The sequence below is a fragment of the Demequina lignilytica genome, from assembly GCF_030418375.1.
Classification (GTDB): Bacteria; Actinomycetota; Actinomycetes; order Actinomycetales; family Demequinaceae; genus Demequina; species Demequina lignilytica.
This window is the reverse complement of sequence record NZ_JAUHPZ010000001.1, coordinates 751,184-775,937: the sequence shown is the minus strand read 5'-3', so window position 1 is coordinate 775,937 and position 24,754 is coordinate 751,184. Positions and strand designations below refer to the sequence as shown.

Below are 24,754 nucleotides of genomic sequence, written 5' to 3'. Positions count from 1 at the left end.
TCTACCAGCGGTGATGGTAGTCGTGGCGGGGCGCACCGAGGGAGGCCGTCCGGACGGCTCGGCGACTGCCCCGGCCCTGGAGGTGCCCGGCGGCTACTCTGTGTCCATGTCCCCGGAGCAGGACCGATGCTTGAGATCCGGCTGATCGGCCCGCCTTCTCTTATCCGCGACGGCGCCGTTCTCACGGGCCCCCGCGGCGGCAAGTGCTGGGCGGTGATGGCCAGGGTGCTGAGCACCCACGACCCGGTGTCGAGGCAGCAGCTGGTGAACGAGCTGTTCTCGGAGGCTGATGACCCCATGGGGGCGCTGCGGTGGACGCTGGCGGAGATCCGTAGGCGCCTGGGACTCCCGGGCGCCTTCTCCGGGAACCCCGTGGTCCACGGTCTGGGCCCCGACACGACGGTGGACATCGTCACCCTCGCCGACGGGACGGTGCCGTCACCCGTCCCCGCGGGCCAGCTGCTCGAGGGGGTCGAGATCCACGCCTCTCCGAGCTTCGAGACCTGGCTGCTGGTGGAGCGGAACCGTGTCGCCGGGGCGTTGCAGGACATCGTGCGCGCCGGGGCGCTCCGAGCCCTGTCGAACCGGGAGCATGCGCGGGCCATCGATCTCGCCTCGGCATTGGTCGCGGGCGACCCGTTCGACGAGGGCCGCCACGTGGTGCTGCTCAAGGCCCTGGTCGCGGCTGGTCATCATGATGCGGCGTCCCGCCATCTCCTCGCCACCGAGGAGTCCTTCGCCGCCGAGCTGGGGGTGACGTCGCTGTCGGCGCTGCGCGCGGCGAGCAGGCCTGCGCCTCAGGCGATCGCGGGTATCTCGCCCAGCGCCTCGGCGCGCATGCAGGTGTCGCTCGGTCGTGGAGCCGTGGCCGCCGGTGCCGTCGATGCAGGGATCGACAACCTCCGCGTCGCCGTGGACACCGCGGGCGAGGCGGGCGACGATCTCCTGCTGGCCGAGTGCGAGTTCGAGCTTGGGGCCGCGCTCGTGCATTCCGTCTGCGGCTTCGATGACGAGGGCTCCGTGATGCTGGAGAACGCGCGCGCTCGTGCGCTTGCCGCAGGCGACCGGGAGCTCGCCGCGAAGGCGTTGTCGGAGCTCGCGTACCTCGATGTGCTCTTCGCCAGGCGTGCATCGGCGGCGGTCCACCTCGCCGAGGCCTGGGCGGCGGCCGAGGGCTTCCCCGGGGTCCAGGCGTCGGTCGCCGCCTACGATGCGATCCATCTCGCCGATTGGGGCCGGCTCGAGGAGTCTCTCGACAGGTTCAGGGAGGCGCTCGAGCTCTGCGCGACCTCTCACAGCGTGCGTCGCAGGATCTGGACTGCGGGGCACGCCGCGCGCGTCGCGTACATCGCCGGGGCGCTCGAGGATGCGGAGCGGTGGTCTCGCGAGGCCGAGGCCGGCGCGGAGGAGGAGCGATGGACGGCGGTCCGCCCATGGCCCGAGACGTGGCGTGCGCACGCACGCTTGTCCCGCGGGGACGACCCGGTCGAGGTGCGGGCGGACCTCGAGGCGACCTACGCCCTCGCCCGCCAGCTCGGGGATCCGTGCTGGCAGGGCGCGTCGGCGAAGGCGCTCGGGCTCACCTACGTCGCTGACGGGCGTCCCGAGCTCGCGCTGCAGTGGTTCGCCGACGCTCATGATGCGTGCGCCCCGAAGACCGGTGCCTACCGCTGGGTCGACGCCGAGGTGCGGGTCACGCAGGCGGAGGTGCTGCGCGACCTCGGCGACGGACCGACCGCGCGCGACGTCGCGACCCGGGCGCTCGAGGACGCCGCGCGCGGCGACATGCCCCTGCTGGTCGCGCGCGCGACGGCCGTCCTGGAGAGCCTGGACAAGGTCGACATCCCTGGTTGAGGGGTGAATCCGAACTTTCCTCACACGTCACACGGCACGTCACACGCCTGCCCCTGAGTCTTGTCACGACAGCAGGGGAGGAGAACATCATGACTGTCACCGTCAACCACGACCACCTGGCCCACCGACTGGTCTCGGAGGGGACCCGCGCCCATAGCGACGCGCTCGCAGCTCTCGCGGCGGCCGTCCGCGACATCGCTCCGGGTGCCGCCGCGGCGCTCACCGATTGGGACGGCAGCGAGGTTGCGCGCCTGCGCGCCTACGCCGTCGCCCGCGAGGCCGTCCGCGCCGAGGCTCAGGCCCGGCTCGATCAGATCCGCGTCGCCGCCCACGAGCGCGGCGGCTTCGTGCTCACCGCCTGAGCCGCACCACACCTTGGGGGGAGACATGAGCATCGACGTCACCATCGCATCGTCCGCCGCCGGCGTGAGCGACCTCGACGACTCGACCGCCGCCGTGCTGCGGCGCGTCACCGAGCGGTTCGCCTCGGCCCGCGACCGCCGACGGCTCGTCGCCGCGCTGCGCGCCTCACGCCGACGTCGCACGGCACCGGCCGCGCGCATCGCCGCCGGCATGCCGGCGGGCGCCTTCACACGGTTCGCGTGATCACCGACCCGGCCCCGGGCATCGTCCACGGGGCCGGGTCCGTCGCGTCACCGCCGGATCCGCGATGTGTGCCACAATGGCGCTGATGCGTACCGCGATCATCATTCTGTAGCGCGTCGGGCCACCTTCCCCGGCGCGCAGCCTCCCGTACCCTGGGAGGCTTTTTTGTTGGAGAAGCGGCACGGCACACGACTTAGGGAGCACACCATGACCGGCACCACGGTCGAGGTCTACGACACCACCCTGCGCGACGGCGCGCAGCAGGAGGGCATGAACCTGTCCGTCGCCGACAAGATGGCGATCGCGCCGCTGCTCGACGAGCTGGGCGTCGGCGTCATCGAGGGCGGCTGGCCCGGAGCGGTGCCCAAGGACACGGAGTTCTTCGCTCTGGTCAACAAGGAGCTGAGCTTCCGTCACGCGCAGTTCGCGGCGTTCGGCATGACGCGTCGCGCCGGCACCAGCGCGGGCTCCGATCCGCAGGTGCGCGCGCTGCTCGACTCCGAGGCGCCCATCATCACGCTCGTCGCGAAGTCCGACATCCGGCACGCGGAGCGCGCGCTGCGGGTCAGCGGCGACGAGAACCTCGCGATGATCGAGGAGACGGTCGCCTTCCTCGTCGGCGAGGGGCGCCGCGTGGTGCTCGACGCCGAGCACTTCTTCGACGGCTACCGGTACGACCCCGACTACGCGATCCGTGCGCTGCTCGCCGGCGAGGCCGGCGGGGCCTCGACGCTGTGCCTGTGCGACACCAACGGCGGGATGCTGCCCGACGACGTGACGCGCATCGTCACCGATGTCCGCGCCCGCACGACGGCCCAGCTCGGCATGCACGCCCACAACGACTCCGGCTGCGCGGTCGCGAACTCGATGGCGGCGGTCGCGGCCGGCGCCACCCACGTCCAGGGCTGCGTCAACGGCTACGGCGAGCGCACGGGCAACGCCGACCTGGTCGCCGTCGCCGCGAACCTGGAGATCAAGCGCGGGATGATCGCGCTCAAGGGCGACGGGCTCGCCGAGTCGACGCGGATCGCCCACACCATCTCCGAGATCACCAACATCGCGCCGTTCGCGCGCCAGCCGTACGTGGGAGCCTCGGCGTTCGCGCACAAGGCCGGCCTGCACGCGTCCGCGATCAAGGTCGATCCCGATCTGTACCAGCACACCCAGCCCGAGCTGGTCGGCAACGACATGCGCATGCTCGTGTCCGAGATGGCCGGCCGCGCCTCGATCGAGCTCAAGGGCCGTGAGATGGGCTTCGAGCTGTCCGACCAGCCCGACGTGCTCAAGCGGGTCATGGACCGCGTCAAGAACGCCGAGGCGCAGGGCTACACGTTCGACGCCGCCGACGCGTCCTTCGAGCTGCTGCTGCGGTGGGAGCTGGGCCAGGCGCCCCAGTACTGGCAGGTCGAGAGCTGGCGCGTGCGCGTCAGCTCCGCGCCGGGCAACCCGAACGATGCGGATGCCGAGGCGGTCATCAAGCTCCGGGCCGGCGGCGGCCAGCGGTTCGTCACGGTCGGCGAGGGCAACGGTCCGGTCAACGCGCTCGACCATGCGCTGCGGACGGCCCTCGCGGGCGCGTACCCCGAGATCGGCCGCTTCGAGCTCACCGACTTCAAGGTCCGCATCATGGATGCCTCGCACGGCACGGATGCGGTCACGCGCGTGCTCATCACCACGGTCGACACGGTGACGGGCATGCAGTGGCGCACGGTCGGCGTCGGGCCGAACATGGTCGAGGCGTCCTACGAGGCGCTCACCGACTCGCTGTTCTACGGCCTGCTCAAGGCGGAGGCGACGCCCAACCCGTAGCCGCGCATCGTCCCGCGCGGTCATCCGCACTCCGCCCGGCGGGGGAGGATGGACCCATGCATGGCGAGTACAAGGTTCCTGGCGGCAAGCTCGTGGTCGCGGACGTCGAGCTCGACGCCCGCGGCGAGATCCTCGAGAGCGTGGTGATCTCGGGCGACTTCTTCCTCGAGCCCGCGGAGGCGATCCTCGACATCGCGCGCTACCTGACGGGCATGTCGGCGAAGGCGACGGTGTCGCAGCTGGCCGGAGCGGTGGCCCGCGCGGGCGAGGACGCCGAGTTCATCGGCTTCTCACCCGAGGCGGTGGCGATCGCCGTGCGTCGTGCGCTCGGGCACGCGACCTCCTGGGGCGACCACCGCTTCGACGTCATCCACGACGTCCCGCGGGAGCCGCACCTGCAGATGGCTCTCGACGACGTGCTCGCGCAGGAGCTCGCGGCCGGACGCCGCGGGCCGACGCTGCGCGTCTGGGAGTGGGAGCGCAACGCCGTGGTGATCGGCTCGTTCCAGTCCGTGCGCAATGAGATCGACCCGGAGGGCGCCGACCGCCACGGCATCACGGTGACCCGACGCGTCTCGGGCGGCGGCGCGATGTTCATCCAGCCCGGCAACACCATCACGTACTCGCTGTACGTGCCGACGTCCCTGGTCGAGGGCCTGAGCTTCGAGCAGTCGTACGCGTTCCTCGACGACTGGGTGCTGGGCGCGCTCCGCGAGGTCGGCATCGACGCGCGGTACGTGCCGCTCAACGACATCGCCTCGCCCGCGGGCAAGATCGCGGGTGCCGCTCAGAAGCGCTACGCCGCCGGCGCGGTGCTCCACCACGTCACCATGGCCTACGACATCGACGCCGACGCCATGCTCGAGGTGCTGCGGATCGGACGCGAGAAGCTGTCCGACAAGGGCACCAAGAGCGCCAACAAGCGAGTGGACCCGCTGAGGAGCCAGACGGGCATGGCCCGCGAGGACATCATCGACGCGTTCCTCGACCACTTCCGGTCGCGCTACTCGACCGCCCCGGGCGCCGTCACCGACGCCGAGCTCGCCGCCGCCCACGCCCAGGTCGAGGCGAGGTTCGCGACGGAGGCATGGCTGCGCATCGTCCCCTGAACGGACGATGCGGCGACCGGCTCAGATGTGGATCCCCACGAACGAGCCGATGCCGTAGGTGATCGCCATCGCGATCGCGCCGCCCGCGATGTTGCGCAGCACCGCGCGCGACGGCGGCGACTTCGCGATCACCGCGGACACGTAGCCGGTGATGGCGAGGGCGACGATCACCAGGATGAAGGTGAGCGGCACGCGCCAACCCGCCGGCGGCAGAGTCGTCGTGAGCAGCGGCGTGAGCCCGCCCACCGTGAACGCGAGGATCGAGGCGATGCCGGCGGCCCACGGGTTCGTGAGATCGTCCGGGTCGACGCCCAGGTGCATGCGCGCGTGGATCCCGATCGGGTCCTTCTCCATCTGCTCGGTGGCCGCGAGGCGCGCGGTCGACTCCGTCATCCCGGTCTCCATGTTGAGGCGGACCAGCTGCTCGCGCTCCCACGCAGGGCGTGCCTTCTGCCAGATGCGCTCGCGCTCGAGCAGCGCCTCCTCGGCGTCGCGCTGGGCGGAGACGGAGACGAACTCGCCGACGCCCATGCTGAGCGCGCCGCCCACCACGCCGGCGACCGCGGCCGTGACGATCACGCTCAGCTCCGTGGTCGCGGCGGCCACGCCGACCAGCATGGCGGCGATGGAGACGATGCCGTCGTTGGCGCCCAGCACGCCGGCGCGGAGCCAGTTGAGACGGGAGGACATGGCCTCCTCGTCGGGTCCGGCGAAGATGTCGGGGCGGTGGGTGTCGCGTGCCATGCGCACAGGGTAGGTCCGTCGGGGGTGCGCCGCCAGCGAGCGAAGGCTTCGCTTACCTGGGGTGGGAGGCGGCGGGGCGGGCGTCAGACGTGGACGCCGACGAAGCTGCCGATGCCGTAGGTGATCGCCATCGCGAGCGTGCCGCCCACGAGGTTGCGGAGCACCGCGCGGCGGCGCTGGGCCTGGCCCAGGTGGCCCGAGAGGAAGCCGGTGGCGCCGAGCGACAGGAGCACCGCGAGGAAGGTCGCGGGGATGGTGAACGGTGCCGGAGTGAACAGCGCGACCAGCAGCGGGATGAGGCCGCCCGCGGTGAAGGCGCTGAGGGAGGCGATCGCCGCATGCCACGGGTTGACCAGGTCCTCGGGGTCGATGCCGAGGTGGGCGCGCGCGTGGGCGGCGATCGGGTCGAAGGCCGTCTGCTCCTCGGCGGCGCGGCGGGCCGTCTCCGGCGACATGCCGGTCTCCTCGTGGAGCCGCGCCAGCTGGTCGAGCTCGCACTCGGGGTGACTGTCGTGGTACCCGCGCTCGCGCTCGAGCTGCGCGCGCTCGGCGTCCCGCTGGCTGGAGACCGAGACGTACTCGCCCACGCCCATGCTGAGCGCTCCCGCGGCGATTCCCGCGACGCCCGCGGTCACGACCACGCCCGTCGGCGGCTGCGCGGCGACCACGCCGACCAGGAGCGCGGCGACCGAGACGATGCCGTCGTTCGCGCCCAGCACCCCCGCGCGCAGCGCGTTGAGGCGCGCGCCGAGGCTCTCCTCGGTCCCGTAGACGGGGGCGCTGGTCTCTGACATGTCAACAAGGTTAGGTTTGCCTTCCCGATCCCGCCAGGAAGTGAAACCTTCCCTAACTTTCCCGCTCCCCTCCCTCGCTCCTTCCCCGCCTACGTGCCGGGACGGTCAGTACTGGCCTGCAGCGGACGGCGCTCCCTGCGGGACGTTCAGTTCTGGTGGCCGGCCCATGGTCCCCGTGCAGCGGTGCGCGCGCCGCGCTGGGGCCGTGACCGGTACTCACTGTCCCGTGGTGAGCGCTGCGGCCCGCGGACCAGTACTGAGCGTCCCGGGGGGAGGGAGGAGGGGGAGAGCGGGAGGGGGAGGCGGGAGGGGGAGGCGGGAGGGGGAGGCGGGCGTGGGGTCAGTACGCCGGCGGGGTGCGCGTGCCCATGATCGCCGTGCCCACGCGCACCATGGTCGCGCCCTCGGCGATGGCCCATTCGAGGTCGCCCGACATGCCCATCGACAGCTCCCACGCCTCGCGGAGGTCCATGGCGCCCCGCTCGGAGGCGATGAGCGCCTGATCGCGGATCTCGCGGAGCCTCCGGTAGCCAGCGCGGACCGCCGCCTCGACCGGCGAGTTGAGTCCGATGGTCATGAAGCCCGTCACCGTCAGCGCCGGCAGGGCCTGCACCGTCCCCGCGAAGTCCAGGGCATCCTCGGGCTCGATGCCCGCCTTGGTCGACTCGCCGGACACGTTCACCTGCACCATCACGTCCAGCTCGCGACCCGCCTCGACGCACAGCCGCGACAGCCGCTGCGCCAGCGCGAGCGAGTCGACGGTCTGGACGCAGTCCGCCCACCGCACCGCGACGGCGGCCTTGTTCCGCTGGAGCTGGCCGATGACGTGGATCCGCGCCCCGGCCGCGGTCAGCGCCGCACCCTTCGCCTCGAGCTCCTGCATCCTGCTCTCTCCGACGAGCACCGCTCCGGCCCGGACCGCGGCGACCGCCGCATCGGCGTCCCACGTCTTGGTCGCGACCAGCACCCGGACGCCGGACCCGGCGCGCCCGCAGGACGCCTCGGCGACGTGGACGCGGGCCTTGACGTCGGCGAACGCGGCGGCATGGTCGTGGCCGGCGGGGGCGGGGGACAGCTCCACGTCAGGACTCCTTGGCGATGGGGGCGGTGACGCCGCCGGTGGCGGCGATCAGGTCGGCGGGGGCGAGGCCGATGTCGAGGCCGCGCCGCCCACCGGAGACGTACACGGTGTCCCACAGCTCGACGGTCTCGTCGATCGCCGTGGGCAGCGCCTTGCGTTGACCGATCGGCGAGATGCCTCCCACCACGTATCCGGTCGCACGCTCGGCGTCCGCGGGCGGCGCCATCTCGGCCTTCTTGCCGCCGAGCGCGTGCGCCAGCGCCTTGAGGTCGAGCATGCCGCTCACGGGGACGATCCCCACGCTGAGCCGCCCGTCGACGTAGGCGCACAGGGTCTTGAACACCTGGTCCGGCTCCACCCCGAGCTCCGCGGCGGCCTCGAGGCCGTAGCTGAGATCCGACGCCGGGTCGTGATCGTAGGGATGGAGCGTGTGCGGGATCCGGGACTCGATCAGCGCATGCACGGCGGGTGTCGCACCTCCGGCGGCATGCTTGCGGGACATGGCACCCATTGTGGACGATGCGGGGCACCCTCAGGTGCCGGACGGCCGGCGTGCGCGGTGCCGGTACCGTGTCGGGGTGACCGAGAACCTCACCTCCGTGGACATGTGGACCGACGGCGCCTGCAAGGGCAACCCCGGCGTGGGGGGCTGGGGCGTCTGGATGAAGGCCGGCGGTCGCGACAAGGAGCTGTGGGGAGGCGAGAAGGTCACCACGAACAACCGCATGGAGCTCACCGCGGTCATCGAGGGGCTGAAGGCGCTCACGCGGCCGTGCGACGTGACCCTCCACGTCGACTCGCAGTACGTGAAGAACGGGGCGACCAGCTGGATGAAGGGCTGGAAGCGCAACGGGTGGAGGACCGCGGACAAGAAGCCGGTGAAGAACGCCGAGCTGTGGCAGGAGCTCGACGCGGAGCTCCAGCGCCACCACATCACGTGGGTGTGGGTGAAGGGTCACGCGGGCGACCCGGGCAATGAGAAGGCCGACGAGCTCGCCAACCGAGGGGTCGCCGACCAGCGCTGAGCCCGTCCGGTCTCAGCCGTCCGCGCGCAGCCGCACCTGGTGGATGGTCGCGGTGAGCGGGTAGGCCGCCGGGTCCCGGGGAGCGTCCGGCTCGGGAAACTCCCACAGGTCGATCATCAGCTGAAGCGGATAGTCGAGGACCTGATCCGAGCGGTGCACCACGGTGCCGTCCACCGTGATCTCGCACCCGCCGGCGTCCCACCGTGCGCCGTAGGCATGGGGCCGGGTGGCGTCGAGCGGCATCGGGATGTCCAGCATCTCGTCGACCAGGCGGGGGTCGTGGTGCGCCTTCACCCCGGTGCGGACCGTGGACGATGCGGAGGACACGGCGGGGCCGAAGAGCTCGGCGATGCAGATCTCGCCCGAGTCGTCCGGCGACCCCGCCTCGTCGCCCAGGAGCCAGATCCCGAGCATCGTCGCCGGGTGCGCGGGGACGCTCGCGACCACCTCGACGGCTCCCGCACGGGCCGTCCAGAGCGCGCGCGTCGGTCGTGGCGTCACGATCGCGAGGTCCGCGCCCACCCGGTGCTGGCCGTCACGGTGGCCCGTCTGCACGTGGGAGACGCGGAAGTCGCCGTCCGTCGGGCGCCACGGCGGCTGATCGGCGTCGATGCGCAGCTCGAGGCCCAGGTCGGTGATGGCGAACCGGGCCGCGGCGCTTTCAAGCGTGACCCAATGGGGCAGGTAGTACGGGATCCACAGGGCAGGGGAGAGCGCCGGATGCTCGAAGCGCTCCACGATGTCCCACGGCACGGTTCACGGTAACCGCGGCTCGGCCGGAAGCCGTGAGGCGCGGCCGGTGGCGTGGGTGAATTGTCGGAAAACTCCCCCGAGGGGTGCGCGCGGCTACTTGTGCTTCACGTACGCGTTCGGCGTCTTGCCCTCGCCCGCCGAACGCGACCGGACCTGGTAGTCCGGGTGGGCCTGCATCAGGTCCTTCAGCTTGGAGAACCCCCAGGTGCGGGAGTCGAAGTCGGAGGCGAGCTTCGACAGGTTGCTGCCGACCGTGCCGAGGTTCGCCCAGCCGTCGTCGCCGGATGCCGCATCCACGGCCTCCGCCAGCAACCTGTCCAGCGTCTCGTCCCGCTGCAGCTGCGGCTTCGCCGCCTCCTCCGCGGCCTTCGGCTTCGTGAGGGCGAGGTTCTCCACATAGACGAACGTGTCGCACGCGGCACGGAACGGCTCAGGGGTCTTGCGCTCGCCGAAGCCGTAGACCGTGAGCCCCTCCTCGCGGATCCGGGCCGCCAGCCGGGTGAAGTCGCTGTCGCTCGTGACCAGGCAGAAGCCGTCGAGGTTGCCCGCGTGCAGCAGGTCCATCGCGTCGATGATGAGCGCGCTGTCCGTGGCGTTCTTGCCCGTCGTGTAGCTGAACTGCTGCATGGGCTGCACCGAGTGCTTGAGCAGGTGGTCCTTCCACGAGTTGAGCTGCGTCGACGTCCAGTCGCCGTAGGCGCGTCGCACGCTCGCCGTGCCGTACTTGGCGATCTCGACCAGCAGCTGCTCGAGATGCTTCGCGGGCGCGTTGTCGGCGTCGATCAAGACGGCCAGCCGTGCGCCGTCGTTGTCCTTGGGCATGAGCACCTCCTGGGCCGACTCTAGCCGTGCGGCACGATTCGCTTCATGGGGCGACGTTGGTCGTCGGAATCGACACGATCCGCTTCACGAGGTGCGCGGGGCGGAGCGCTACGTGCGACGGCGTGCGAGATCGGGGAGAGGGCCTCGAGCAGCCGCGCGCGCAGCGCCCCGCCGCGTTCCGCGAAGTCCCGCTGCCGTCGCGCATACTCGCGCTTCCCCTCGGGGGTCTCGACGGCGATCGCCTCGAGCCCGAAGCGTGAGACGTCGTACGGAGAGGCCTGCATGTCGACCTGTCGTACCTCGAGGGCGAGCGCGAACGCCTCCAGCGTCAGCGACGACGGCACCACGGGCGTGAGCTTGGCCGCCCACTTGTACAGGTCCATGGTCGCGTGCAGGCAGCCGGGCTGCTCCATCGCGACCTGGGTCTCCCGGGTGGGCTGCAGCTGGTTGAGGGGACGCGCCTCGGGCGTGAAGAAGCGGAACGCGTCGATGTGGGAGCAGGCGATGGGATTGGCCTCGACGACCGCGTCGGTACCGGCCTGCCCGAGGCGCAGGGGGAGGGGATGCCGTCGCTCGTCGTCAGCCCGGTAGACCATGGCCCACTCATGGAGCCCGAAGCAGCCGTAGCGTGCTGGCCTGGACGCGGTGGCCTCCAGCAGCCGCACGATGTGCGCGAGACCCCTGCCGCGGGCCTCCAGGAACGCGTCGACGTCCACCTGAGTGCCCGGCGCACCGTCCCGGTAGAAGGTCCACCGCGCGTGCTCGGGCGCGTCCTCGAGGACGATGCCGGGGCCTGGGTGCCAGCGGCGCAGCCGGGATGGGCGCACGCCGTAGTACTCGAACAGGAAGTCCTCGATCGCGTGCTTCTCCGCCCGCCCGGCGCGCTCGCGATGACCCGCCGTCAGGGCGTCGGCTGCCTCGGCGTGAGCCCGCGCCTGCGGCTCCCACTCGGCGCGCGTCAACGCGGTCGGGGCGGGCTCGGTCATCCGCCCATCATCTCAGGCGTTCCACCTGCACCCCGTGCCGCATCGTCCTACCCTGGAGGGGACGGCACAACGGCACGATGCCCCTCCGCCCGTGGACCCGGACGCCTCCGGACCGGCACCGGGAAGGAGGACGCCATGAGAAGGATCACCGCCGTCACGGGGCTGCTCGCGGGAGCGGCGCTCGCACTCGCCGGCTGCTCGTCGGACTCGCCGGCGACCATCGAGGTCACCGGCACACAATCCGGATGCGCGATCGCACCGGACAACCCGGGGTTCCATGGGAACTGCGTTCTCGACCTGTCGGACGAAAGGGTGTCAGGCACGGTCGAGGTCGAGTTCGACCAGGTCGGCGAGGACGGCGACACGGTGCAGTTCGAAGGTTCCGCCGTCATCAGCAACGATGGGGGCACCTGGACCAGCGACACATGCACCGGGATGCTCGAGGATGAGACCGGCCACGTCGAGTTCGACTGCGAGCTCGCCGGAACGGGCGACTACGAAGGGATGACCTTCGTGCAGCACCTTGAGGGCACCAGCACCCCGTCCCAGGTGACGGGCACGCTCACCGAGGGCTGAGGCCCCGCATCGCCACCGCTCGGGCAGCTGCCCGAGCGGTCGGTCGTGCCACGCTAGGGCCATGCCCGACACGTCCCGCGCCCACGCCGCGGCGCCGTTCCTGGTCCTGCTCGGGCTGCTCTGCCAGGAGGCGGGTGCGGCGATCGCGGTGATGGTGTTCCCGACCGTCGGCCCCGTCGCGATGGTCGCGCTGCGGCTGGTGTTCTCCGCGCTCGTGCTCCTGCTCATCGCGCGGCACGCGCTTCGCGGCGCCGCGCACGGTCACTGGCCCCTGGTGATCGGATACGGCGTCACCCTGGCCGCGATGAACGTGATGTTCTACCTCGCGATCGCCCGGATCCCGCTGGGAATCGCGGTCACGATCGAGGTGCTCGGCCCGCTGGTCCTCAGCGTGGTCGCGAGCCGGAGCCTGCGCGGCCTGCTGTGGGCCGTGACCGCGGCGGCGGGTGTCGCGCTGCTCGGGGGGACAGCCCACGACCTCGACCTGCTCGGCGTCGCCTTCGCGGTCGGCGCCGCGCTGCTGTGGGCTGGCTACATCCTGCTCGCGCGCGCCGCGGGCGCCGCGATGGCTGGCCTGACCGGCCTCGCGCTCGCGACCGGCGTCGGCGCGGTCCTCACCCTGCCGGCCGCGGTCGTCACCGCGGGCGCGGCGCTCGCGGATCCCCGGATCCTCGCCCTGGGCCTCGCGGTCGCCGTGCTGTCCTCGGCCATCCCGTACGGCATCGAGATCACGGCGCTGCGCCGCTTGAGGGCGGAGACCTTCGGGATCCTCATGGCCCTCGCGCCCGCGCTCGCCGCGCTCACCGGCCTGGTGCTGCTCGGCCAGCGCCTCACCGTGACGATCGCGCTGGGCATCGCGCTGGTCACGGTCGCCGGGATCGGGGCGGTGCGCACGGCGCCTCGGCCGACGCGGGTCGTCGCGCCCGACCAGGCCACCCTGCCGCTGCCGCCGGCGTAGGGAGCCCTACGCGCCCTCCCACCACGCGAGCACGCGCATCGCCCGCAGGGTGTTCCACCGGGACGGCCGCCCGTCGCCGTCCTCGAGGGTGAGCGGCACGTCGCCGCGGTGCGTGTTCTCGAGCGGCCACTGTCCCGCAGAGGTCTGCTTGGACCGCACCAGCGCGATCGCCTCCGCGAGCCGCGGATCCGGCGGGGATCCGGTGGAGCGCAGGTGGTCGAGGGCGCGCAGCACGTCGTAGTGCCAGTACGGCGGGAACGAGAACCGCTGGAAGGCGGGATCGATCACCTCGCCCGTCGAGCGCCGGTACATCAGGCCGCGCTCGAGGAGCAGCGCGTGCGCGTCCTCCATCGCGATCGCCACCGCCGGCTCGGGCTCCCGCGAGCGGCGGTACAGCTCCAGCGCCTCGAGCGCGCCGATGGTCGAGTGCAGGGAGGACCGCTGCGACCTCGCGGGCGGGTCGCAGTTCCACCCGCCGTCGCGGCGGCGGTCGGCGAGCAGGCGCCGCACCGGGCCCCGCATGTCCTCGCCGAAGTACGCGCCCACGGCGATCGCGGTCGCGAGCGTGCACGCCTCGTCCTCGCCCTCGAGGAACGGCGCGTCCCCGTCCTCCCACCGCACGCCGTCGAACGCGCGTCGCACCGCCGCGCGCACCGGTCGCGAGCCCGGATCGACGCCCAGGCGCACCAGCAGCATCAGCACGTGGGCCGTGCCGGTCCAGGGCTGGCCGTCGTCCGGGTCGGGCCGCTCCGCGGGCCACCAGGCACCGCCCGCCCACGACCCGTCCTCCCGCTGCATCGCGAGCAGCGCCGCACCCCAGCCCTCCCGCGCGACCAGGTCGCGGTCGAGCGCCGCGCCCTCCGGATCGTCGAGCAGGTCTCGGCGCACCTGCCAGCGGATCGCGGGGTCGCCCGCGAGGAGCCAGTCGATCACGCTCACGCGGCGCCGCCCAGCGGTGTCCGCGGCACGGCGCTGTCGGCGACGGCGGACGATGCGCGGGCCAGGACCCGCTCGAGCGGCCCCTGGCCGAGGGTCGCACGCCAGACGCAGGCGGCCGTCACCGCGGCGCCCGTCAGCACCACCCACGCGACGTTCGACGGCTCCCACACCATGGCGTCGCCGACGATCGCGATCACCACGATGTGGGCGACGTACAGGCTGAGCGTCATGCGCCCGGTCGACGCGAGCGGCCAGATCGCGCGGGGCGCGGCCGACGCCGCCGCCACGCACCCGCCGATCACCGCGGCCGCCACGCCCACGTTGCCGAGCATCTCGAAGCCCGTGTAGCTGTGGGGCGCGACCGACGCCCAGGCGACGCCCGCATCGTCCGTCCATGACCCGCCCAGTCCGAGCCCGAGGCCGTACACGCCCACCGCGACCATGGCGCCGCCGCCCGCGAGCGACGCGAGGTCGGGGCCGCGCCAGGGCGCCCAGCGGCCGATCGCGAGGCCGATCAGGAGGTAGCCGCTCCACACGAGCGCGGGATAGTGGGTCGACCAGAGCTCGTGGATCACGGGACCGTCGAACGGCGCGAGCCACGGGTCCGCCCAGCCCAGCAGCGGTCCGCCGACCACGAGCACGCCGGCGCCCGCCGCGGCCTGGACGGCGGGCCTCCACGCGAGCGCGGGCAGCACCAGCAGGAACATGATCCCGAGGTTGTCGAGGATCACGTCCACCGGGGTCTCGAGCCAGGCGAGCATCCAGCCCAGCACGAGCAGCAGCCCGCCGCGCACCGCGATCCGCGCCCGTGTGTGGGCCACCGCGCCCGCCGACGCCGCACCGCCACGGCCGGTGAGCATGAGCGACATCGACACGCCCGCGAGCACCGCGAACAGCGCCGACGCGCGTCCGTCGAAGACGACGAGCCAGCCCCAGCCGTCCGCGTCCGAGCCCCGCCGACCCGTGTCGCCCACGTGCGCGGCGAACATCCCGATGAGGGCGAGGCCGCGCGCGGCGTCGAGCCCGTCGACGCGGGCGCTCACGCGATCCCGGCGGCGTCGAGGACCCGCTCGCCCCACGCGTAGTGGGCGCCGAGGCACTCGTGCGCGACGTTCGCCATCGCCTCGTCCCCGAGCCACGCGTAGGCGTGGGGCTGGGTCAGCTGCTCCGTGGAGAGCGACTCGACCAGCGCCACGGCGCGGGCATGGGACGCCACGAGCCTCGCGCGCGCCTCCGCGTAGTCGAGGGCGCGCAGGTCGTCGTAGATCCGGTCGTTGAGCTCGCCGAGCATCGCCCACGTGTAGCCCTCGGCGGGGTAGTGCACGGGCCTGCCCGCCGCATCGTCCACCAGCCAGCCCTCGAGGAGCAGGTGCCAGGCGTGGACGTGCGTGAGGATGTCGGTGGTGCGGCGGTCGCGCCACGCGTCGCCGAGCGACGCATCGGGGTAGCGGTCCGTGCGCGCGAGCAGGCTCGTCAACCCGGCGTGGGCCGCCGAGACGATGCCGATGCGCGAGATCACCTTCTCATCGTAGGCACGCCCCCGGACGCAGGGCGGCCCAGGTCCGAGCGGCTACGCTGGAGGTCATGCGTATCGCCCGTTTCACCACCGGAGAAGAGCCCCGTTTCGCGATCGTGGACGGCGATCCCGGAGCCGAGGAGCTCGTGGTCCTCACCGGAGACCCCATGTACACGCCGGGCACCGTCACCGGCGAGCGGATCAAGCTCACCGACGACGTGCGCCTGCTCGCGCCCGTGATCCCGCGCTCCAAGGTGGTGTGCCTCGGCAAGAACTACGAGGCGCACGCGAAGGAGATCCCGCACCGCGGGCCCGCCCCGGACGTCCCGATCCTGTTCCTCAAGCCGAACACCGCCGTGATCGGCCCGGACGACCCGATCGTGCTGCCGTCCTACAGCGAGGACGTGCAGCTCGAGGCCGAGCTCGCCGTGATCATCTCGCGCGTGTGCAAGGACGTCAGCCCCGAGAACGCCGAGCAGTACATCTACGGCTACACCTGCGCCAACGACGTCACCGCACGCGATCTGCAGCGCCTCGAGGACCAGTGGTTCCGCGCCAAGGCGTTCGACACCTCGCTGCCGCTCGGCCCGTGGATCGAGACCGAGCTCGCGCACGACGACGTCGAGATCTCCTCCCGCATCAACGGCAACGCCACGCAGAACGGCAACACGCGTGACATGCTCCTCGACGTCATGCACGCCGTATCGATGGTCTCCGAGGTCACCACGCTCCTCCCCGGCGATGTCATCCTCACCGGCACCCCGTCCGGGGTGACCGCCCTCCACCACGGCGACGTGGTCGAGGTCGAGATCGAGGACCTCGGCGTCCTGCGCAACCCCGTCATCCGGCGCGGCTGAGCGCACGCCGCGCCTCGCATCGTCGCCACCACCGCATCGTCCATCCGCATCACCGCAAGGAAACTCATGAGCAAGGTCCGCGTCCGCTTCTCCCCGTCGCCCACCGGCCTGCCCCACGTGGGCATGGTCCGCACCGCGCTGTTCAACTGGGCCTACGCCCGGCACACGGGTGGTGACATGGTGTTCCGTATCGAGGACACCGACGCCGAGCGCGACTCGCAGGAGAGCTACGAGATGCTCCTCGACGCCATGAGCTGGATGGGCATCGACTACGACGAGGGCCCCGAGATCGGCGGCCCTTACGGTCCGTACCGGCAGTCGCAGCGGCACGACCTGCACGCGCAGGTGGTCGCGAAGCTGGTCGAGGGTGGCTACGCGTACGAGTCGTTCTCGACGCCCGACGAGATCGAGGCGCGCCATCGCGCGGCCGGCCGCGACCCCAAGCTGGGCTACGACGGCTTCGACCGCTCGCTCACCGAGGAGCAGAAGGCCGCGTTCCGCGCCGAGGGGCGTGAGCCGGTGCTGCGCATGCGGATGCCCGACGAGGACATCACCATCGAGGACCTGATCCGCGGCACGGTCACCTTCCCCGCGGGCACCGTGCCCGACTACGTGATCGTCCGCGCGAACGGCATCCCGCTCTACACGCTGGTCAACCCGGTCGACGACGCGCTGATGAAGATCACCCACGTGCTGCGCGGCGAGGATCTGCTGTCCTCGACGCCGCGGCAGATCGTGCTGTGGCGGGCGATGGTCGAGCTCGGCATCGCCGACGCCGTGCCGTCCTACGCGCACATGCCGATGGTGCTCGGCGAGGGCACCAAGAAGCTGTCCAAGCGCGACCCCGAGTCCAACCTGTTCCACCACCGCGACCGTGGCTTCCTCCCCGAGGGGCTGCTCAACTACCTGGCGCTGCTCGGGTGGTCGATCGGCCCCGACCGCGACGTGTTCTCGCCCGCCGAGCTGGTTGCCGCGTTCGACATCGCGGACGTGAACCCGAACCCGGCGCGCTTCGACCTCAAGAAGGCCGAGGCGATCAACGCCGAGCACATGCGGGCGCTGCCCGTGGGCGACCTCGCCGCGCGCGTGGTGCCGTACCTCCACGCCGCGGGCTTCCTGTCCTCCGACTCCGCGCAGAGCCTGACGCCGCACGAGGAGCAGACCCTCGCCGAGGCCATGCCGCTGGTGCAGACCCGCATGAACCTGCTGGGCGAGGCGCCCGGGATGCTGGGGTTCCTGTTCATCGGGGCTTCCGAGGTCGTGGTGGAGGACGCCGCGCGCGCCAAGCTGCCCGACAACGCCGCCGACGTGCTCGACGCCGCGATCGCCGTCCTGGAGGGGCTGACGGACTTCTCGCCGGCCGCGCAGCAGGAGGCGCTCACCGCGAAGCTCGTGGAGGAGATGGGCATCAAGCCGCGTTTCGCGTTCGGCCCGCTCCGCGTCGCGGTCACCGGCCGCCTGGTCTCGCCGCCGCTGTTCGAGTCGATGGAGATCCTGGGCCAGGACGAGTCGCTGACGCGGCTGCGGAATCTGCGCGCGACGCTCTGAGCCCGCCCCTCCTCCTGTCGGGACGCTCAGTCCTCCTCTCGCGCCTGAATCGCGCCTCCCGGGACCGTCAGTCCTCTGGCGCTCGCGACCCACGGTGCCCATGAGGACTCAGTGTCCCGGGAGGACCCGCGGCGCTGAGAATTGAGGACTGACTGTCCCGACCGGTGGGTGAGGTGGCGGTGGTGAACGCGCCTAGGCTGGCCCGCATGACCCCACCCATCCGCGGCGTCCTGTTCGACGTCGACGACACCCTGGTCGACACGCGCGGCGCCTTCCGGCACGCTCTCGCCGGGGTCGCCGTCGACTACCTCGGCGAGGTCGACCACGACGAGCTGGTGCAGTTCTGGCGGGACGATGCGAACGGCTGGTACCGCGCCCATACCCGCGGTGAGATGACGCATCGCGAGCAGCGGCATCGTCGAGCGAACGACCTCCACGCCGCCTACGGCGGCCCCCATCTGGACGATGCGGCGTACGCCGAGTGGGACGGTGCGTTCGAGCGCTACTTCCGTGAGGGCTGGTCGCCGTACCCGGACGCCGACGGTGTGCTCGACGCTCTCGAGAACGCGGGCATCCCGTACGGCGCCCTGTCGAATGCGGCGTTCGACTATCAGGTCCTGAAGCTCGAGTCCTGCGGGCTCGGAAGGGTGCCCATGCTTGTCGGCGTCGACACCCTCGGCTTCGGCAAGCCGGATCCTCGCGTGTTCTCGCTGGCGTGCGAGCGGCTCGGTCTGGAGCCGGCGGAGGTCGCGTACGTGGGCGACGAGTTCGACGTCGATCCGCTCGCCGCGGTCGCCGCCGGGCTCGGCCTCGGCGTGTGGATCGAGCGCCCCGGCGCGCACTCCCGCGACACCGAGGGCCTCGCCGGTCACGGCGTGCCCCGCGACGGCCTGGTCCGCCTCGCCTCCCTCCATGACCTGCCAGGGGTGCTGGGCGTACGGTGACCCCATGAGGGGGTACCTGGCGCTTGGCGCGATCGCGCTGCTCGCGGTCGCCGGCTGCGGCGCGGGCGGTGATGCCGAGGCAGGATTCGGCGTCCCCCGCCAGAACCAGATCGACGAGGTCACGTCCGACCGCGAGCCCGTCAACGGTGTGATCGACGTCGCGGGCGACGGGTGCATGAACCTCGAGCTGCCGACCGGCGAGACCCGGTGGATCGTGTGGCCCCCGGATGCGGAGCAGGGCGACTCCGGCGACGTCGTGCTCTCGGGTGGACAGGAGTTCGGCGACGGCGACGCGATCACGGGGGTGGGGGCGCTCGTGTCCCTCGGAGAGCTGCCGGACGGGTCGAACGCCGACAGCTACTTCTCGAGCTTCGGGGCCTTCTGCGACGCGGACGAGGCAGGGGTCGCCGTCCTCGACTGGCTCGAGCATGCGGATGGGTGACCGTCGGAGCTGGTCGCCGGCCCGTGTGGCGGCCCCCTCGCTGCTGCTCGCCGCCTCGCTGCTCGTCGGCTGCTCGGACGGAGACGACGACGGCGAGGCGGGCTACGTGGTCCGGCAGTCCTCGGTGGGTGAGATCCCCGGCGCGCGCCTCGAGTTCGCGGGCACCGTGACGGCGCTCGACGACGGCTGCCTCATGCTCGATCGCGGAGACGGGACGATGCCGTGGATCGTGTGGCCGCCGGGCGCAGCTCCGGGAGGCGGCGGGGGAGTGGTGGTCGACGCGGAGACGTACCTGCCGGGCGATCCGATCCGCGGGACGGGGACCCTCGCCGTGCTCGCCGACCTGCCCGGCGGCGCGCACGACGACACCTACTTCGGGCGCCAGGGGAAGCGCTGCGACGCGGACTCCGCCGGTGTCGCTGTGCTCGACAGCATCGCCCCCGCCGGGTAGCGGCCGGTTTGGTTTCGGGCTCGGTCTCGGGTACAGTGGTACCTCGGTTCGGCAAGAACCTGATGGGCTATGGTGTAACTGGCAGCACGACTGATTCTGGTTCAGTTAGTTGAGGTTCGAATCCTTGTAGCCCAGCTTTCATGACAGAGGGCCCGCCTGACGGCGGGCCCTCTGTCGTTGTCGGGGGTGGTCAGGCGACTGTCAGCGTCACGCGCTCGCCGTCCCAGCCGGCGGTCACCGCGTCGCCCTCGCCGACCCGGCCGTCGACGATCTCCTTGGCGAGCTCGTTGAGCAGCCGCGACTGGATCAGCCGCTTGAGCGGCCGCGCCCCGAACTGCGGGTCGAAGCCGTCCGCGGCGAGCGAGGCGCGCAGCGCATCGTCCACCGTCAGCGCGATGTCCTTGCTCTCCGCGAGGCGCGCGATGGTCTTGGCGAGCTCCGTCGCGACGATCCCCTCCATGGCGGCGGGGTCGATGCGGTCGAAGACCACCACGTCGTCGAGCCGGTTGAGGAACTCCGGCCGGAAGGCGCGCCGCAGCACCGCCCGCAGGTCGTCCTCGAGCGCCGCCCGGTCCTCGCCGTCCCAGGCCAGGACGATGTCCGAGCCCAGGTTCGACGTCATCACGATGATGGTGTTGGTGAAGTTGACCGTCCGGCCACGGCCGTCGGTCAGGCGGCCGTCGTCCAGCACCTGCAGCAGCACGTTCCACACATCCGGGTGGGCCTTCTCGACCTCGTCGAACAGGACGATGCTGTACGGGCGCCGGCGGACGGCCTCCGTGAGCTGGCCGCCCTGGTCGTAGCCGACGTAGCCGGGAGGGGAGCCGATGAGGCGGCTGACCGCGTGGCTCTCCATGTACTCGGACATGTCGATGCGGATCATGGCGCGCTCGTCGTCGAACAGCTGCTCGGCGAGCGCCCGCGCCAGCTCGGTCTTGCCGACTCCGGTGGGGCCGAGGAACAGGAACGAGCCGATCGGCCGGTTCGCGTCCGAGATGCCCGCGCGGGCGCGACGGATCGCGTCGGCCACCGAGGCGATCGCGCGGTGCTGGCCGACCACGCGCTCGTGGAGCCGGTCCTCCAGGTGGCCGAGCTTGCTCGACTCGTCCGTCAGCAGCTTCTCGACCGGCACGCCCGTCCACTTGGCGACCACGCCCGCGATGTCCTCGCCGGTCACCTCCTCGCGGAGCATGCGCTCCTCGGCGGGGATGGCGTCGAGCTCGGCGCGCGCCGCCGCGATCTCCTTCTCGGCGGCGGGCATGAGGCCGTAGCGGATGCGCCCGGCCCTCTCCAGCTCGCCCATGCGCTCGGCGCGCTCGAGGTCGCCGCGCAGGGACTCGAGCCGCTCCGTGGCGGTCGAGACGCGGACGATCAGGTCCTTCTCGCGTGCCCACCGCATGTTGAGGCGGTCGGAGTCCTCCTTGAGGCGGGTGATGTCGCGGTCGATCTCCTCGCGGCGCGCCTTGGCATGCTCGGACTTGTCCTTCGCCACCTGGGTGCGCTCGATCTCCAGCTGCATGATGCGGCGACGCGCGCGGTCGAGCTCGATCGGCATGGAGTCGAGCTGCATCTTGAGGGCCGAGGTGGCCTCGTCGATCAGGTCGACCGCCTTGTCGGGCAGGAAGCGCTCGGTGATGTAGCGGTCGGACAGCTTCGCCGACTGCACGATCGCCTCGTCGGTGATCTTCACGCCGTGGTGGACCTCGTACTTCTCCTGCAGTCCGCGCAGGATCGCGACGGTGTCCTCGATGCTGGGCTCGCCCACGTAGACGGGCTGGAAGCGGCGCTCCAGGGCGGAGTCGGTCTCGACGTGCTCGCGGTACTCGTTCAGCGTGGTGGCGCCGATCATGCGGAGCTTGCCGCGCGCGAGCATCGGCTTGAGGATGTTGCCCGCGTCGACGGAGCCCTCCGCCTTGCCGGCGCCCACGATGGTGTGGAGCTCGTCGACGAACAGGATGATCCGGCCCTCGGACTCCTCGACCTCCTTGAGGATGCCCTTGAGGCGCTCCTCGAACTGGCCGCGGAACGCGGCGCCCGCCACGAGCGAGCTCATGGCGATCTCGATCACGCGACGGTCCTTGAGGGAGGAGGGGACGTCCCCGGCGACGATGCGCTGGGCGAGGCCCTCGACGATCGCGGTCTTGCCGACGCCGGGCTCGCCGATGAGGACGGCGTTGTTCTTGGTGCGGCGCGTGAGCACCTGCATGACGCGTCGGATCTCCTCGTCGCGTCCGATGACGGGGTCGAGAGCGCCCTGCTCGGCCAGCGCGGTGAAATCCTGGCCGAACTGCTGAAGAGCGCTCTGCTGCTCCTGCTGGTCAGGGGCGTAGGGCTGAGCGGTCATGGGAACCTCCTGGTAAAGCACTGTACGACTGCTGGGTTGAGTCGCCTGCACTCAACTTTACATAACGCCTTGCCGATGCGCAAGGATCACCCGGCGGGGGGAGGGCTTGCCCGGCACGTCGGAACGCGCGTTCCCCGGTCCGGTCGGGGAGTCTCACCGTCGATCTCGCGCCCCCTCGGCCCGGCAGGGGAGGCTGAGCGTGGGCACGCCGCGATCGCGGACGCTGAGCCTCCCCTGCGATGCGGTTCCCGGCGGCGTGCGCCCCTCAGGCTCCGTTCCCGATGCGAGGATGGAGGGGCCGACCGTGGGCGAGCCGCGGGTGCGGAGAGCGGCGCTCGAGCGGATTTTGGAATCGGCTCGCGGTCGTGTACAGTTTTATCTCGCGCCAGCCGCCCGAAACGGTGGCCGGAGCAGCTAGGGCCCCGTTGTGTAGCGGCCTAGCACGCCGCCCTCTCAAGGCGGTAGCGCGGGTTCGAATCCCGTCGGGGCTACTCATCGAACTCCCCGCCGTCAGCGGCGGGGAGTTTCGTGCTTTCCGGCAGGTTCCGGACCGGCGCCGTGCCCGCGTCGGTTTGCGCAACGCGCTTGAGCCGGTGCTACCGTCGCCGCCATGCACGCCCCCCTCTCCCGTGCGGCTCGCCGCTCCGCGCCCTCCCGAGGGGCGCGCGCGTGACGCTCGGCGCCGCCTTCGACGGCGTGCTCGCGGCCGCGCGCACCGGCGAGGAGTGGGCGTGGACGCGCCTCTACCAGGACCTCGCCGGGCCGGTGCGCGGCTACCTCGCGGGCCGGGGCTCTCCGGACCCGGAGGACGAGGCGGCGGACACCTTCCTCCACATCGCGCGCGGCCTCTCGTCGTTCAAGGGTGACGAGGCGGACTTCCGCGCGTGGGTGTTCTCGATCGCGCATCGTCGGATGGTCGATGCGCATCGCAAGGCTGGCCGGCGACCGCAGGTGACGTCGGACGAGCCCGACGACCGGCTCATGCGCGAGACGGTCCCCTCGGCGGAGCAGCAGGCGCTCCTGCGTGACGAGGCCAAGGCGGCGGCCGCGCTGCTCGAGGGCCTGAGCCGGGACCAGCGGGAGATCCTGCTCCTGCGCGTGGTCGGCGAGCTCTCGGTGCGTGAGACCGCGGAGGTGATGGGCAAGAGCGAGTCCGCGGTGAAGGTGTCGCAGCATCGGGCGCTCCAGTCGCTCCGCGTGCGGCTCGCGCGGCGGATGTAACCTTTCCGGCCGCTCGTGCGATGACACAGGCATGACGAGCAACGACTTCACCGACCGCGACGCGGAGCGCCTCCTGCGAGGGAACGCGCCCGAGGCCCTGCAGGACGCCGCGCCCGCGGTCGACGCGCTCCGCGCGCTGGCGATCGCGCCCGACGGGTCCGAGGCCGCCCGCGCGGGCGCCGTGCTCGCAGCTGTCGCCGCGGGGGCCGCGGGCCCCCTCCCCGTGCCCGCGGCGGCGCCTTCGCGCTGGCGCATCCGTGCCGCGATCGCGGGCGCCTGCGCGCTGGTGGGTGCGGGTCTGCTCGGCACCGCCGCCGCAGCGGACGATGCGGCGCCCGGCGACCTGCTGTACCCGGTCGACAAGGCCCTCGAGGACCTGGGCATCGGGGACGGCGGCACCGAGGAGGCGTGCGAGGAGGCCGAGAAGCTCGCCGAGGAGGGCGAGGTCGAGGAGGCCGTCGAGCACCTGGCCGAGGCCGTCGAGGAGGACGAGGACCTCGACGAGGGCTCCGCCGCCGCGCTCATGGCCGCCGCCGAGAAGATCCGTGAGAACGGCTCCGAGGCGTCCGCGGAGGTGCACGAGCGCGTGGCCGCGATGCTCGAGTGGATGGCGACCACCGACGCCACCGGCAAGGAGTTCGGCCAGGGCGTCTCCCAGCACGCGCGCGGAGTCTGGGTCGACCCTGAGGACGAGGCGGTCGAGGACGACGCCGCGGCGACGGACGAGGCCAGCGAGGCCGACGAGGCCGACGAGAAGTCCACGGGCAAGCCCGAGACCACCGGCAAGCCCGAGACGGCAGGCAACAGCGGCAAGGCGCCGGGCAAGCCGGAGACCGCCGGCTCCTCCGAGAAGACCACCGGGAAGCCCGAGAGCACGGGCAAGCCCGAGACGACCGGCAAGCCCTAGGCGCCGGCCGACAGCTGAGGGAGCCGCCTCGCGTCCTCCACGGACGCGAGGCGGCTTCGCCATTCCTGGACCAGCCCGGGCGGCGGCGTGCCGCAGGCGGGGTCCTCGGCCGGGCGGCGCGGACGCCGACGGGCGACGGCGTCGTAGACCGCGTCGCGCATCCGCCGCGGGACGGCGCGCAGGACCATGCCCGCCCGCCAGGGCCACGGCAGGCCTGCCGTGACCCTCGCCACCGCATCGGATCGCAGTGCTGCCGTCTTGCCGTCCCACACCACGAGCGACGATGCCGCGATCGATGCGGGAAGCCCGCCAGCCTCGAGCACGGCGCGCCCGGGAGCGCCCGCGCTGCCCGCGATCAGGAACCGCCTTCGGCGATCGCGCCTGATCAGCCAGGCGACGAAGCCGTTGCACAGCCCACAGTCGCCGTCGAACACCACGATCGCGACCGCCTCCGTCATGGTCACGACC

At 72.0% G+C, this 24,754-nt stretch carries 27 protein-coding genes and 2 tRNA genes; 17 read left to right on the top strand and 12 right to left on the bottom strand.

Annotation, left to right across the window (positions count from 1 at the left end):
• Positions 1-126: 126 nt before the first annotated feature.
• The 5 genes from QQX13_RS03535 to lplAB all read left to right on the top strand — a co-directional run bounded on the left by QQX13_RS03535 (position 127) and on the right by lplAB (position 5,378).
• Positions 127-1,854 (top strand): AfsR/SARP family transcriptional regulator, encoded by a 1,728-nt coding sequence (locus QQX13_RS03535; protein ID WP_301152523.1) that lies wholly within the window; start codon positions 127-129, stop codon positions 1,852-1,854.
• 89 nt (positions 1,855-1,943) lie between these two features.
• Positions 1,944-2,216 (top strand): hypothetical protein, encoded by a 273-nt coding sequence (locus tag QQX13_RS03530; RefSeq protein WP_301120018.1) that lies wholly within the window; start codon positions 1,944-1,946, stop codon positions 2,214-2,216.
• A gap of 25 nt (positions 2,217-2,241) precedes the next feature.
• Positions 2,242-2,460, top strand: coding sequence for a hypothetical protein (locus tag QQX13_RS03525; protein ID WP_301120020.1), 219 nt, complete (start codon positions 2,242-2,244; stop codon positions 2,458-2,460).
• A 207-nt stretch (positions 2,461-2,667) separates the two neighbouring features.
• Positions 2,668-4,269 carry a citramalate synthase gene (cimA, locus tag QQX13_RS03520; protein ID WP_301152521.1) on the top strand — a complete coding sequence of 534 codons (1,602 nt, stop codon included), beginning with the start codon at positions 2,668-2,670 and terminating at the stop codon, positions 4,267-4,269.
• A 56-nt stretch (positions 4,270-4,325) separates the two neighbouring features.
• Positions 4,326-5,378 carry a lipoate-protein ligase LplAB gene (lplAB, locus tag QQX13_RS03515; protein ID WP_301152519.1) on the top strand — a complete coding sequence of 351 codons (1,053 nt, stop codon included), beginning with the start codon at positions 4,326-4,328 and terminating at the stop codon, positions 5,376-5,378.
• 21 nt (positions 5,379-5,399) lie between these two features.
• On the opposite strand, the gene QQX13_RS03510 is transcribed toward lplAB, so the two are convergent.
• The 4 genes from QQX13_RS03510 to ybaK all read right to left on the bottom strand — a co-directional run bounded on the left by QQX13_RS03510 (position 5,400) and on the right by ybaK (position 8,499).
• Positions 5,400-6,122, bottom strand: a complete 723-nt coding sequence (locus tag QQX13_RS03510; protein WP_301120026.1) for a VIT1/CCC1 transporter family protein — start codon at positions 6,120-6,122, stop codon at positions 5,400-5,402.
• Between the two features lie 83 nt (positions 6,123-6,205).
• A complete protein-coding gene (locus QQX13_RS03505) occupies positions 6,206-6,916 on the bottom strand; it encodes a VIT1/CCC1 transporter family protein (protein WP_301120028.1) in 711 nt (236 codons plus the stop codon).
• A gap of 340 nt (positions 6,917-7,256) precedes the next feature.
• A complete protein-coding gene (locus QQX13_RS03500) occupies positions 7,257-7,997 on the bottom strand; it encodes a YggS family pyridoxal phosphate-dependent enzyme (protein WP_301120030.1) in 741 nt (246 codons plus the stop codon).
• A gap of 1 nt (position 7,998) precedes the next feature.
• Complete coding sequence (gene ybaK, locus QQX13_RS03495) at positions 7,999-8,499, bottom strand: Cys-tRNA(Pro) deacylase (protein WP_301120032.1); 501 nt, start codon at positions 8,497-8,499, stop codon at positions 7,999-8,001.
• A 103-nt stretch (positions 8,500-8,602) separates the two neighbouring features.
• On the opposite strand from ybaK, the gene rnhA reads away from it, so the two are divergent.
• Entirely contained in the window at positions 8,603-9,022 is a 420-nt protein-coding gene (rnhA, locus tag QQX13_RS03490; RefSeq protein WP_301120539.1) for a ribonuclease HI, read from the top strand.
• A 12-nt stretch (positions 9,023-9,034) separates the two neighbouring features.
• On the opposite strand, the gene QQX13_RS03485 is transcribed toward rnhA, so the two are convergent.
• The 3 genes from QQX13_RS03485 to QQX13_RS03475 all read right to left on the bottom strand — a co-directional run bounded on the left by QQX13_RS03485 (position 9,035) and on the right by QQX13_RS03475 (position 11,583).
• Positions 9,035-9,775 carry a glycoside hydrolase family 16 protein gene (locus QQX13_RS03485; RefSeq protein WP_301120034.1) on the bottom strand — a complete coding sequence of 247 codons (741 nt, stop codon included), beginning with the start codon at positions 9,773-9,775 and terminating at the stop codon, positions 9,035-9,037.
• Positions 9,776-9,868: 93 nt separating this feature from the next.
• Positions 9,869-10,597, bottom strand: coding sequence for an NYN domain-containing protein (locus QQX13_RS03480; RefSeq protein ID WP_301120036.1), 729 nt, complete (start codon positions 10,595-10,597; stop codon positions 9,869-9,871).
• Between the two features lie 20 nt (positions 10,598-10,617).
• Positions 10,618-11,583, bottom strand: coding sequence for a 3-methyladenine DNA glycosylase (locus tag QQX13_RS03475; protein ID WP_301120038.1), 966 nt, complete (start codon positions 11,581-11,583; stop codon positions 10,618-10,620).
• 135 nt (positions 11,584-11,718) lie between these two features.
• Here QQX13_RS03475 and QQX13_RS03470 point away from each other — a divergent pair, with 135 nt between their 5' ends.
• Both QQX13_RS03470 and QQX13_RS03465 read left to right on the top strand, forming a co-directional pair.
• Positions 11,719-12,159 carry a hypothetical protein gene (locus QQX13_RS03470; RefSeq protein ID WP_301120040.1) on the top strand — a complete coding sequence of 147 codons (441 nt, stop codon included), beginning with the start codon at positions 11,719-11,721 and terminating at the stop codon, positions 12,157-12,159.
• 61 nt (positions 12,160-12,220) lie between these two features.
• The gene (locus tag QQX13_RS03465; protein ID WP_301120042.1) at positions 12,221-13,117 is read left to right on the top strand and encodes an EamA family transporter; all 897 of its coding nucleotides are present in this window, start codon (positions 12,221-12,223) and stop codon (positions 13,115-13,117) included.
• A 6-nt stretch (positions 13,118-13,123) separates the two neighbouring features.
• Here the strand turns inward: QQX13_RS03465 and QQX13_RS03460 are convergent, their stop codons facing one another.
• The 3 genes from QQX13_RS03460 to QQX13_RS03450 are packed head-to-tail and all read right to left on the bottom strand — an operon-like array spanning position 13,124 to position 15,575.
• Entirely contained in the window at positions 13,124-14,056 is a 933-nt protein-coding gene (locus tag QQX13_RS03460) for a prenyltransferase/squalene oxidase repeat-containing protein (RefSeq protein WP_301120044.1), read from the bottom strand.
• On the bottom strand, positions 14,053-15,099 hold the full coding sequence (locus QQX13_RS03455; protein WP_301120046.1) for a heparan-alpha-glucosaminide N-acetyltransferase domain-containing protein: 1,047 nt from the start codon (positions 15,097-15,099) through the stop codon (positions 14,053-14,055). The genes QQX13_RS03460 and QQX13_RS03455 overlap by 4 nt, the downstream gene beginning before the upstream one ends.
• Positions 15,096-15,575, bottom strand: coding sequence for a ClbS/DfsB family four-helix bundle protein (locus QQX13_RS03450; protein WP_301120048.1), 480 nt, complete (start codon positions 15,573-15,575; stop codon positions 15,096-15,098). The genes QQX13_RS03455 and QQX13_RS03450 overlap by 4 nt, the downstream gene beginning before the upstream one ends.
• Positions 15,576-15,640: 65 nt before the next feature.
• Between QQX13_RS03450 and QQX13_RS03445 the strand changes: the two genes are divergently transcribed.
• The 6 genes from QQX13_RS03445 (at position 15,641) to QQX13_RS03420 (ending at position 19,949) form a co-directional block, all read left to right on the top strand.
• A complete protein-coding gene (locus tag QQX13_RS03445) occupies positions 15,641-16,429 on the top strand; it encodes a fumarylacetoacetate hydrolase family protein (RefSeq protein WP_301120050.1) in 789 nt (262 codons plus the stop codon).
• 66 nt (positions 16,430-16,495) lie between these two features.
• Complete coding sequence (gene gltX / locus QQX13_RS03440) at positions 16,496-17,977, top strand: glutamate--tRNA ligase (protein ID WP_301152517.1); 1,482 nt, start codon at positions 16,496-16,498, stop codon at positions 17,975-17,977.
• Positions 17,978-18,183: 206 nt separating this feature from the next.
• Complete coding sequence (locus tag QQX13_RS03435; RefSeq protein WP_301120054.1) at positions 18,184-18,921, top strand: HAD family hydrolase; 738 nt, start codon at positions 18,184-18,186, stop codon at positions 18,919-18,921.
• A 4-nt stretch (positions 18,922-18,925) separates the two neighbouring features.
• Positions 18,926-19,363, top strand: coding sequence for a hypothetical protein (locus QQX13_RS03430; RefSeq protein ID WP_301152516.1), 438 nt, complete (start codon positions 18,926-18,928; stop codon positions 19,361-19,363).
• Positions 19,356-19,814, top strand: coding sequence for a hypothetical protein (locus tag QQX13_RS03425; RefSeq protein ID WP_301120056.1), 459 nt, complete (start codon positions 19,356-19,358; stop codon positions 19,812-19,814). The genes QQX13_RS03430 and QQX13_RS03425 overlap by 8 nt, the downstream gene beginning before the upstream one ends.
• Positions 19,815-19,877: 63 nt before the next feature.
• Positions 19,878-19,949 (top strand) — tRNA-Gln (locus QQX13_RS03420).
• A gap of 55 nt (positions 19,950-20,004) precedes the next feature.
• On the opposite strand, the gene QQX13_RS03415 is transcribed toward QQX13_RS03420, so the two are convergent.
• The gene (locus QQX13_RS03415; protein ID WP_301152514.1) at positions 20,005-22,158 is read right to left on the bottom strand and encodes an ATP-dependent Clp protease ATP-binding subunit; all 2,154 of its coding nucleotides are present in this window, start codon (positions 22,156-22,158) and stop codon (positions 20,005-20,007) included.
• A gap of 418 nt (positions 22,159-22,576) precedes the next feature.
• Between QQX13_RS03415 and QQX13_RS03410 the strand changes: the two genes are divergently transcribed.
• From QQX13_RS03410 to QQX13_RS03400, 3 genes are all read left to right on the top strand, one after another.
• Positions 22,577-22,649, top strand: a tRNA-Glu gene (locus tag QQX13_RS03410).
• A gap of 178 nt (positions 22,650-22,827) precedes the next feature.
• Positions 22,828-23,379 (top strand): RNA polymerase sigma factor, encoded by a 552-nt coding sequence (locus QQX13_RS03405; RefSeq protein WP_301152513.1) that lies wholly within the window; start codon positions 22,828-22,830, stop codon positions 23,377-23,379.
• A 31-nt stretch (positions 23,380-23,410) separates the two neighbouring features.
• On the top strand, positions 23,411-24,286 hold the full coding sequence (locus QQX13_RS03400; protein ID WP_301152512.1) for a hypothetical protein: 876 nt from the start codon (positions 23,411-23,413) through the stop codon (positions 24,284-24,286).
• Here QQX13_RS03400 and QQX13_RS03395 read toward each other — a convergent pair.
• Positions 24,283-24,744: a thiol-disulfide oxidoreductase DCC family protein gene (locus QQX13_RS03395; protein ID WP_301152510.1), complete on the bottom strand. Its 462-nt coding sequence runs from the start codon at positions 24,742-24,744 to the stop codon at positions 24,283-24,285. The genes QQX13_RS03400 and QQX13_RS03395 overlap by 4 nt on opposite strands.
• Positions 24,745-24,754: the final 10 nt, after the last annotated feature.

Bases quoted from the DNA above. Each gene is read 5' to 3' on its own strand.
- QQX13_RS03535 (WP_301152523.1), top strand. From the start codon at position 127: ATGCTTGAGATCCGGCTGATCGGCCCGCCTTCTCTTATCCGCGACGGC.
- QQX13_RS03530 (WP_301120018.1), top strand. From the start codon at position 1,944: ATGACTGTCACCGTCAACCACGACCACCTGGCCCACCGACTGGTCTCG.
- QQX13_RS03525 (WP_301120020.1), top strand. From the start codon at position 2,242: ATGAGCATCGACGTCACCATCGCATCGTCCGCCGCCGGCGTGAGCGAC.
- cimA (WP_301152521.1), top strand. From the start codon at position 2,668: ATGACCGGCACCACGGTCGAGGTCTACGACACCACCCTGCGCGACGGC.
- lplAB (WP_301152519.1), top strand. From the start codon at position 4,326: ATGCATGGCGAGTACAAGGTTCCTGGCGGCAAGCTCGTGGTCGCGGAC.
- QQX13_RS03510 (WP_301120026.1), bottom strand. From the start codon at position 6,122: ATGGCACGCGACACCCACCGCCCCGACATCTTCGCCGGACCCGACGAG.
- QQX13_RS03505 (WP_301120028.1), bottom strand. From the start codon at position 6,916: ATGTCAGAGACCAGCGCCCCCGTCTACGGGACCGAGGAGAGCCTCGGC.
- ybaK (WP_301120032.1), bottom strand. From the start codon at position 8,499: ATGTCCCGCAAGCATGCCGCCGGAGGTGCGACACCCGCCGTGCATGCG.
- rnhA (WP_301120539.1), top strand. From the start codon at position 8,603: ATGTGGACCGACGGCGCCTGCAAGGGCAACCCCGGCGTGGGGGGCTGG.
- QQX13_RS03480 (WP_301120036.1), bottom strand. From the start codon at position 10,597: ATGCCCAAGGACAACGACGGCGCACGGCTGGCCGTCTTGATCGACGCC.
- QQX13_RS03475 (WP_301120038.1), bottom strand. From the start codon at position 11,583: ATGACCGAGCCCGCCCCGACCGCGTTGACGCGCGCCGAGTGGGAGCCG.
- QQX13_RS03470 (WP_301120040.1), top strand. From the start codon at position 11,719: ATGAGAAGGATCACCGCCGTCACGGGGCTGCTCGCGGGAGCGGCGCTC.
- QQX13_RS03465 (WP_301120042.1), top strand. From the start codon at position 12,221: ATGCCCGACACGTCCCGCGCCCACGCCGCGGCGCCGTTCCTGGTCCTG.
- QQX13_RS03445 (WP_301120050.1), top strand. From the start codon at position 15,641: ATGCGTATCGCCCGTTTCACCACCGGAGAAGAGCCCCGTTTCGCGATC.
- gltX (WP_301152517.1), top strand. From the start codon at position 16,496: ATGAGCAAGGTCCGCGTCCGCTTCTCCCCGTCGCCCACCGGCCTGCCC.
- QQX13_RS03435 (WP_301120054.1), top strand. From the start codon at position 18,184: ATGACCCCACCCATCCGCGGCGTCCTGTTCGACGTCGACGACACCCTG.
- QQX13_RS03430 (WP_301152516.1), top strand. From the start codon at position 18,926: ATGAGGGGGTACCTGGCGCTTGGCGCGATCGCGCTGCTCGCGGTCGCC.
- QQX13_RS03425 (WP_301120056.1), top strand. From the start codon at position 19,356: ATGGGTGACCGTCGGAGCTGGTCGCCGGCCCGTGTGGCGGCCCCCTCG.
- QQX13_RS03415 (WP_301152514.1), bottom strand. From the start codon at position 22,158: ATGACCGCTCAGCCCTACGCCCCTGACCAGCAGGAGCAGCAGAGCGCT.
- QQX13_RS03400 (WP_301152512.1), top strand. From the start codon at position 23,411: ATGACGAGCAACGACTTCACCGACCGCGACGCGGAGCGCCTCCTGCGA.
- QQX13_RS03395 (WP_301152510.1), bottom strand. From the start codon at position 24,744: ATGACGGAGGCGGTCGCGATCGTGGTGTTCGACGGCGACTGTGGGCTG.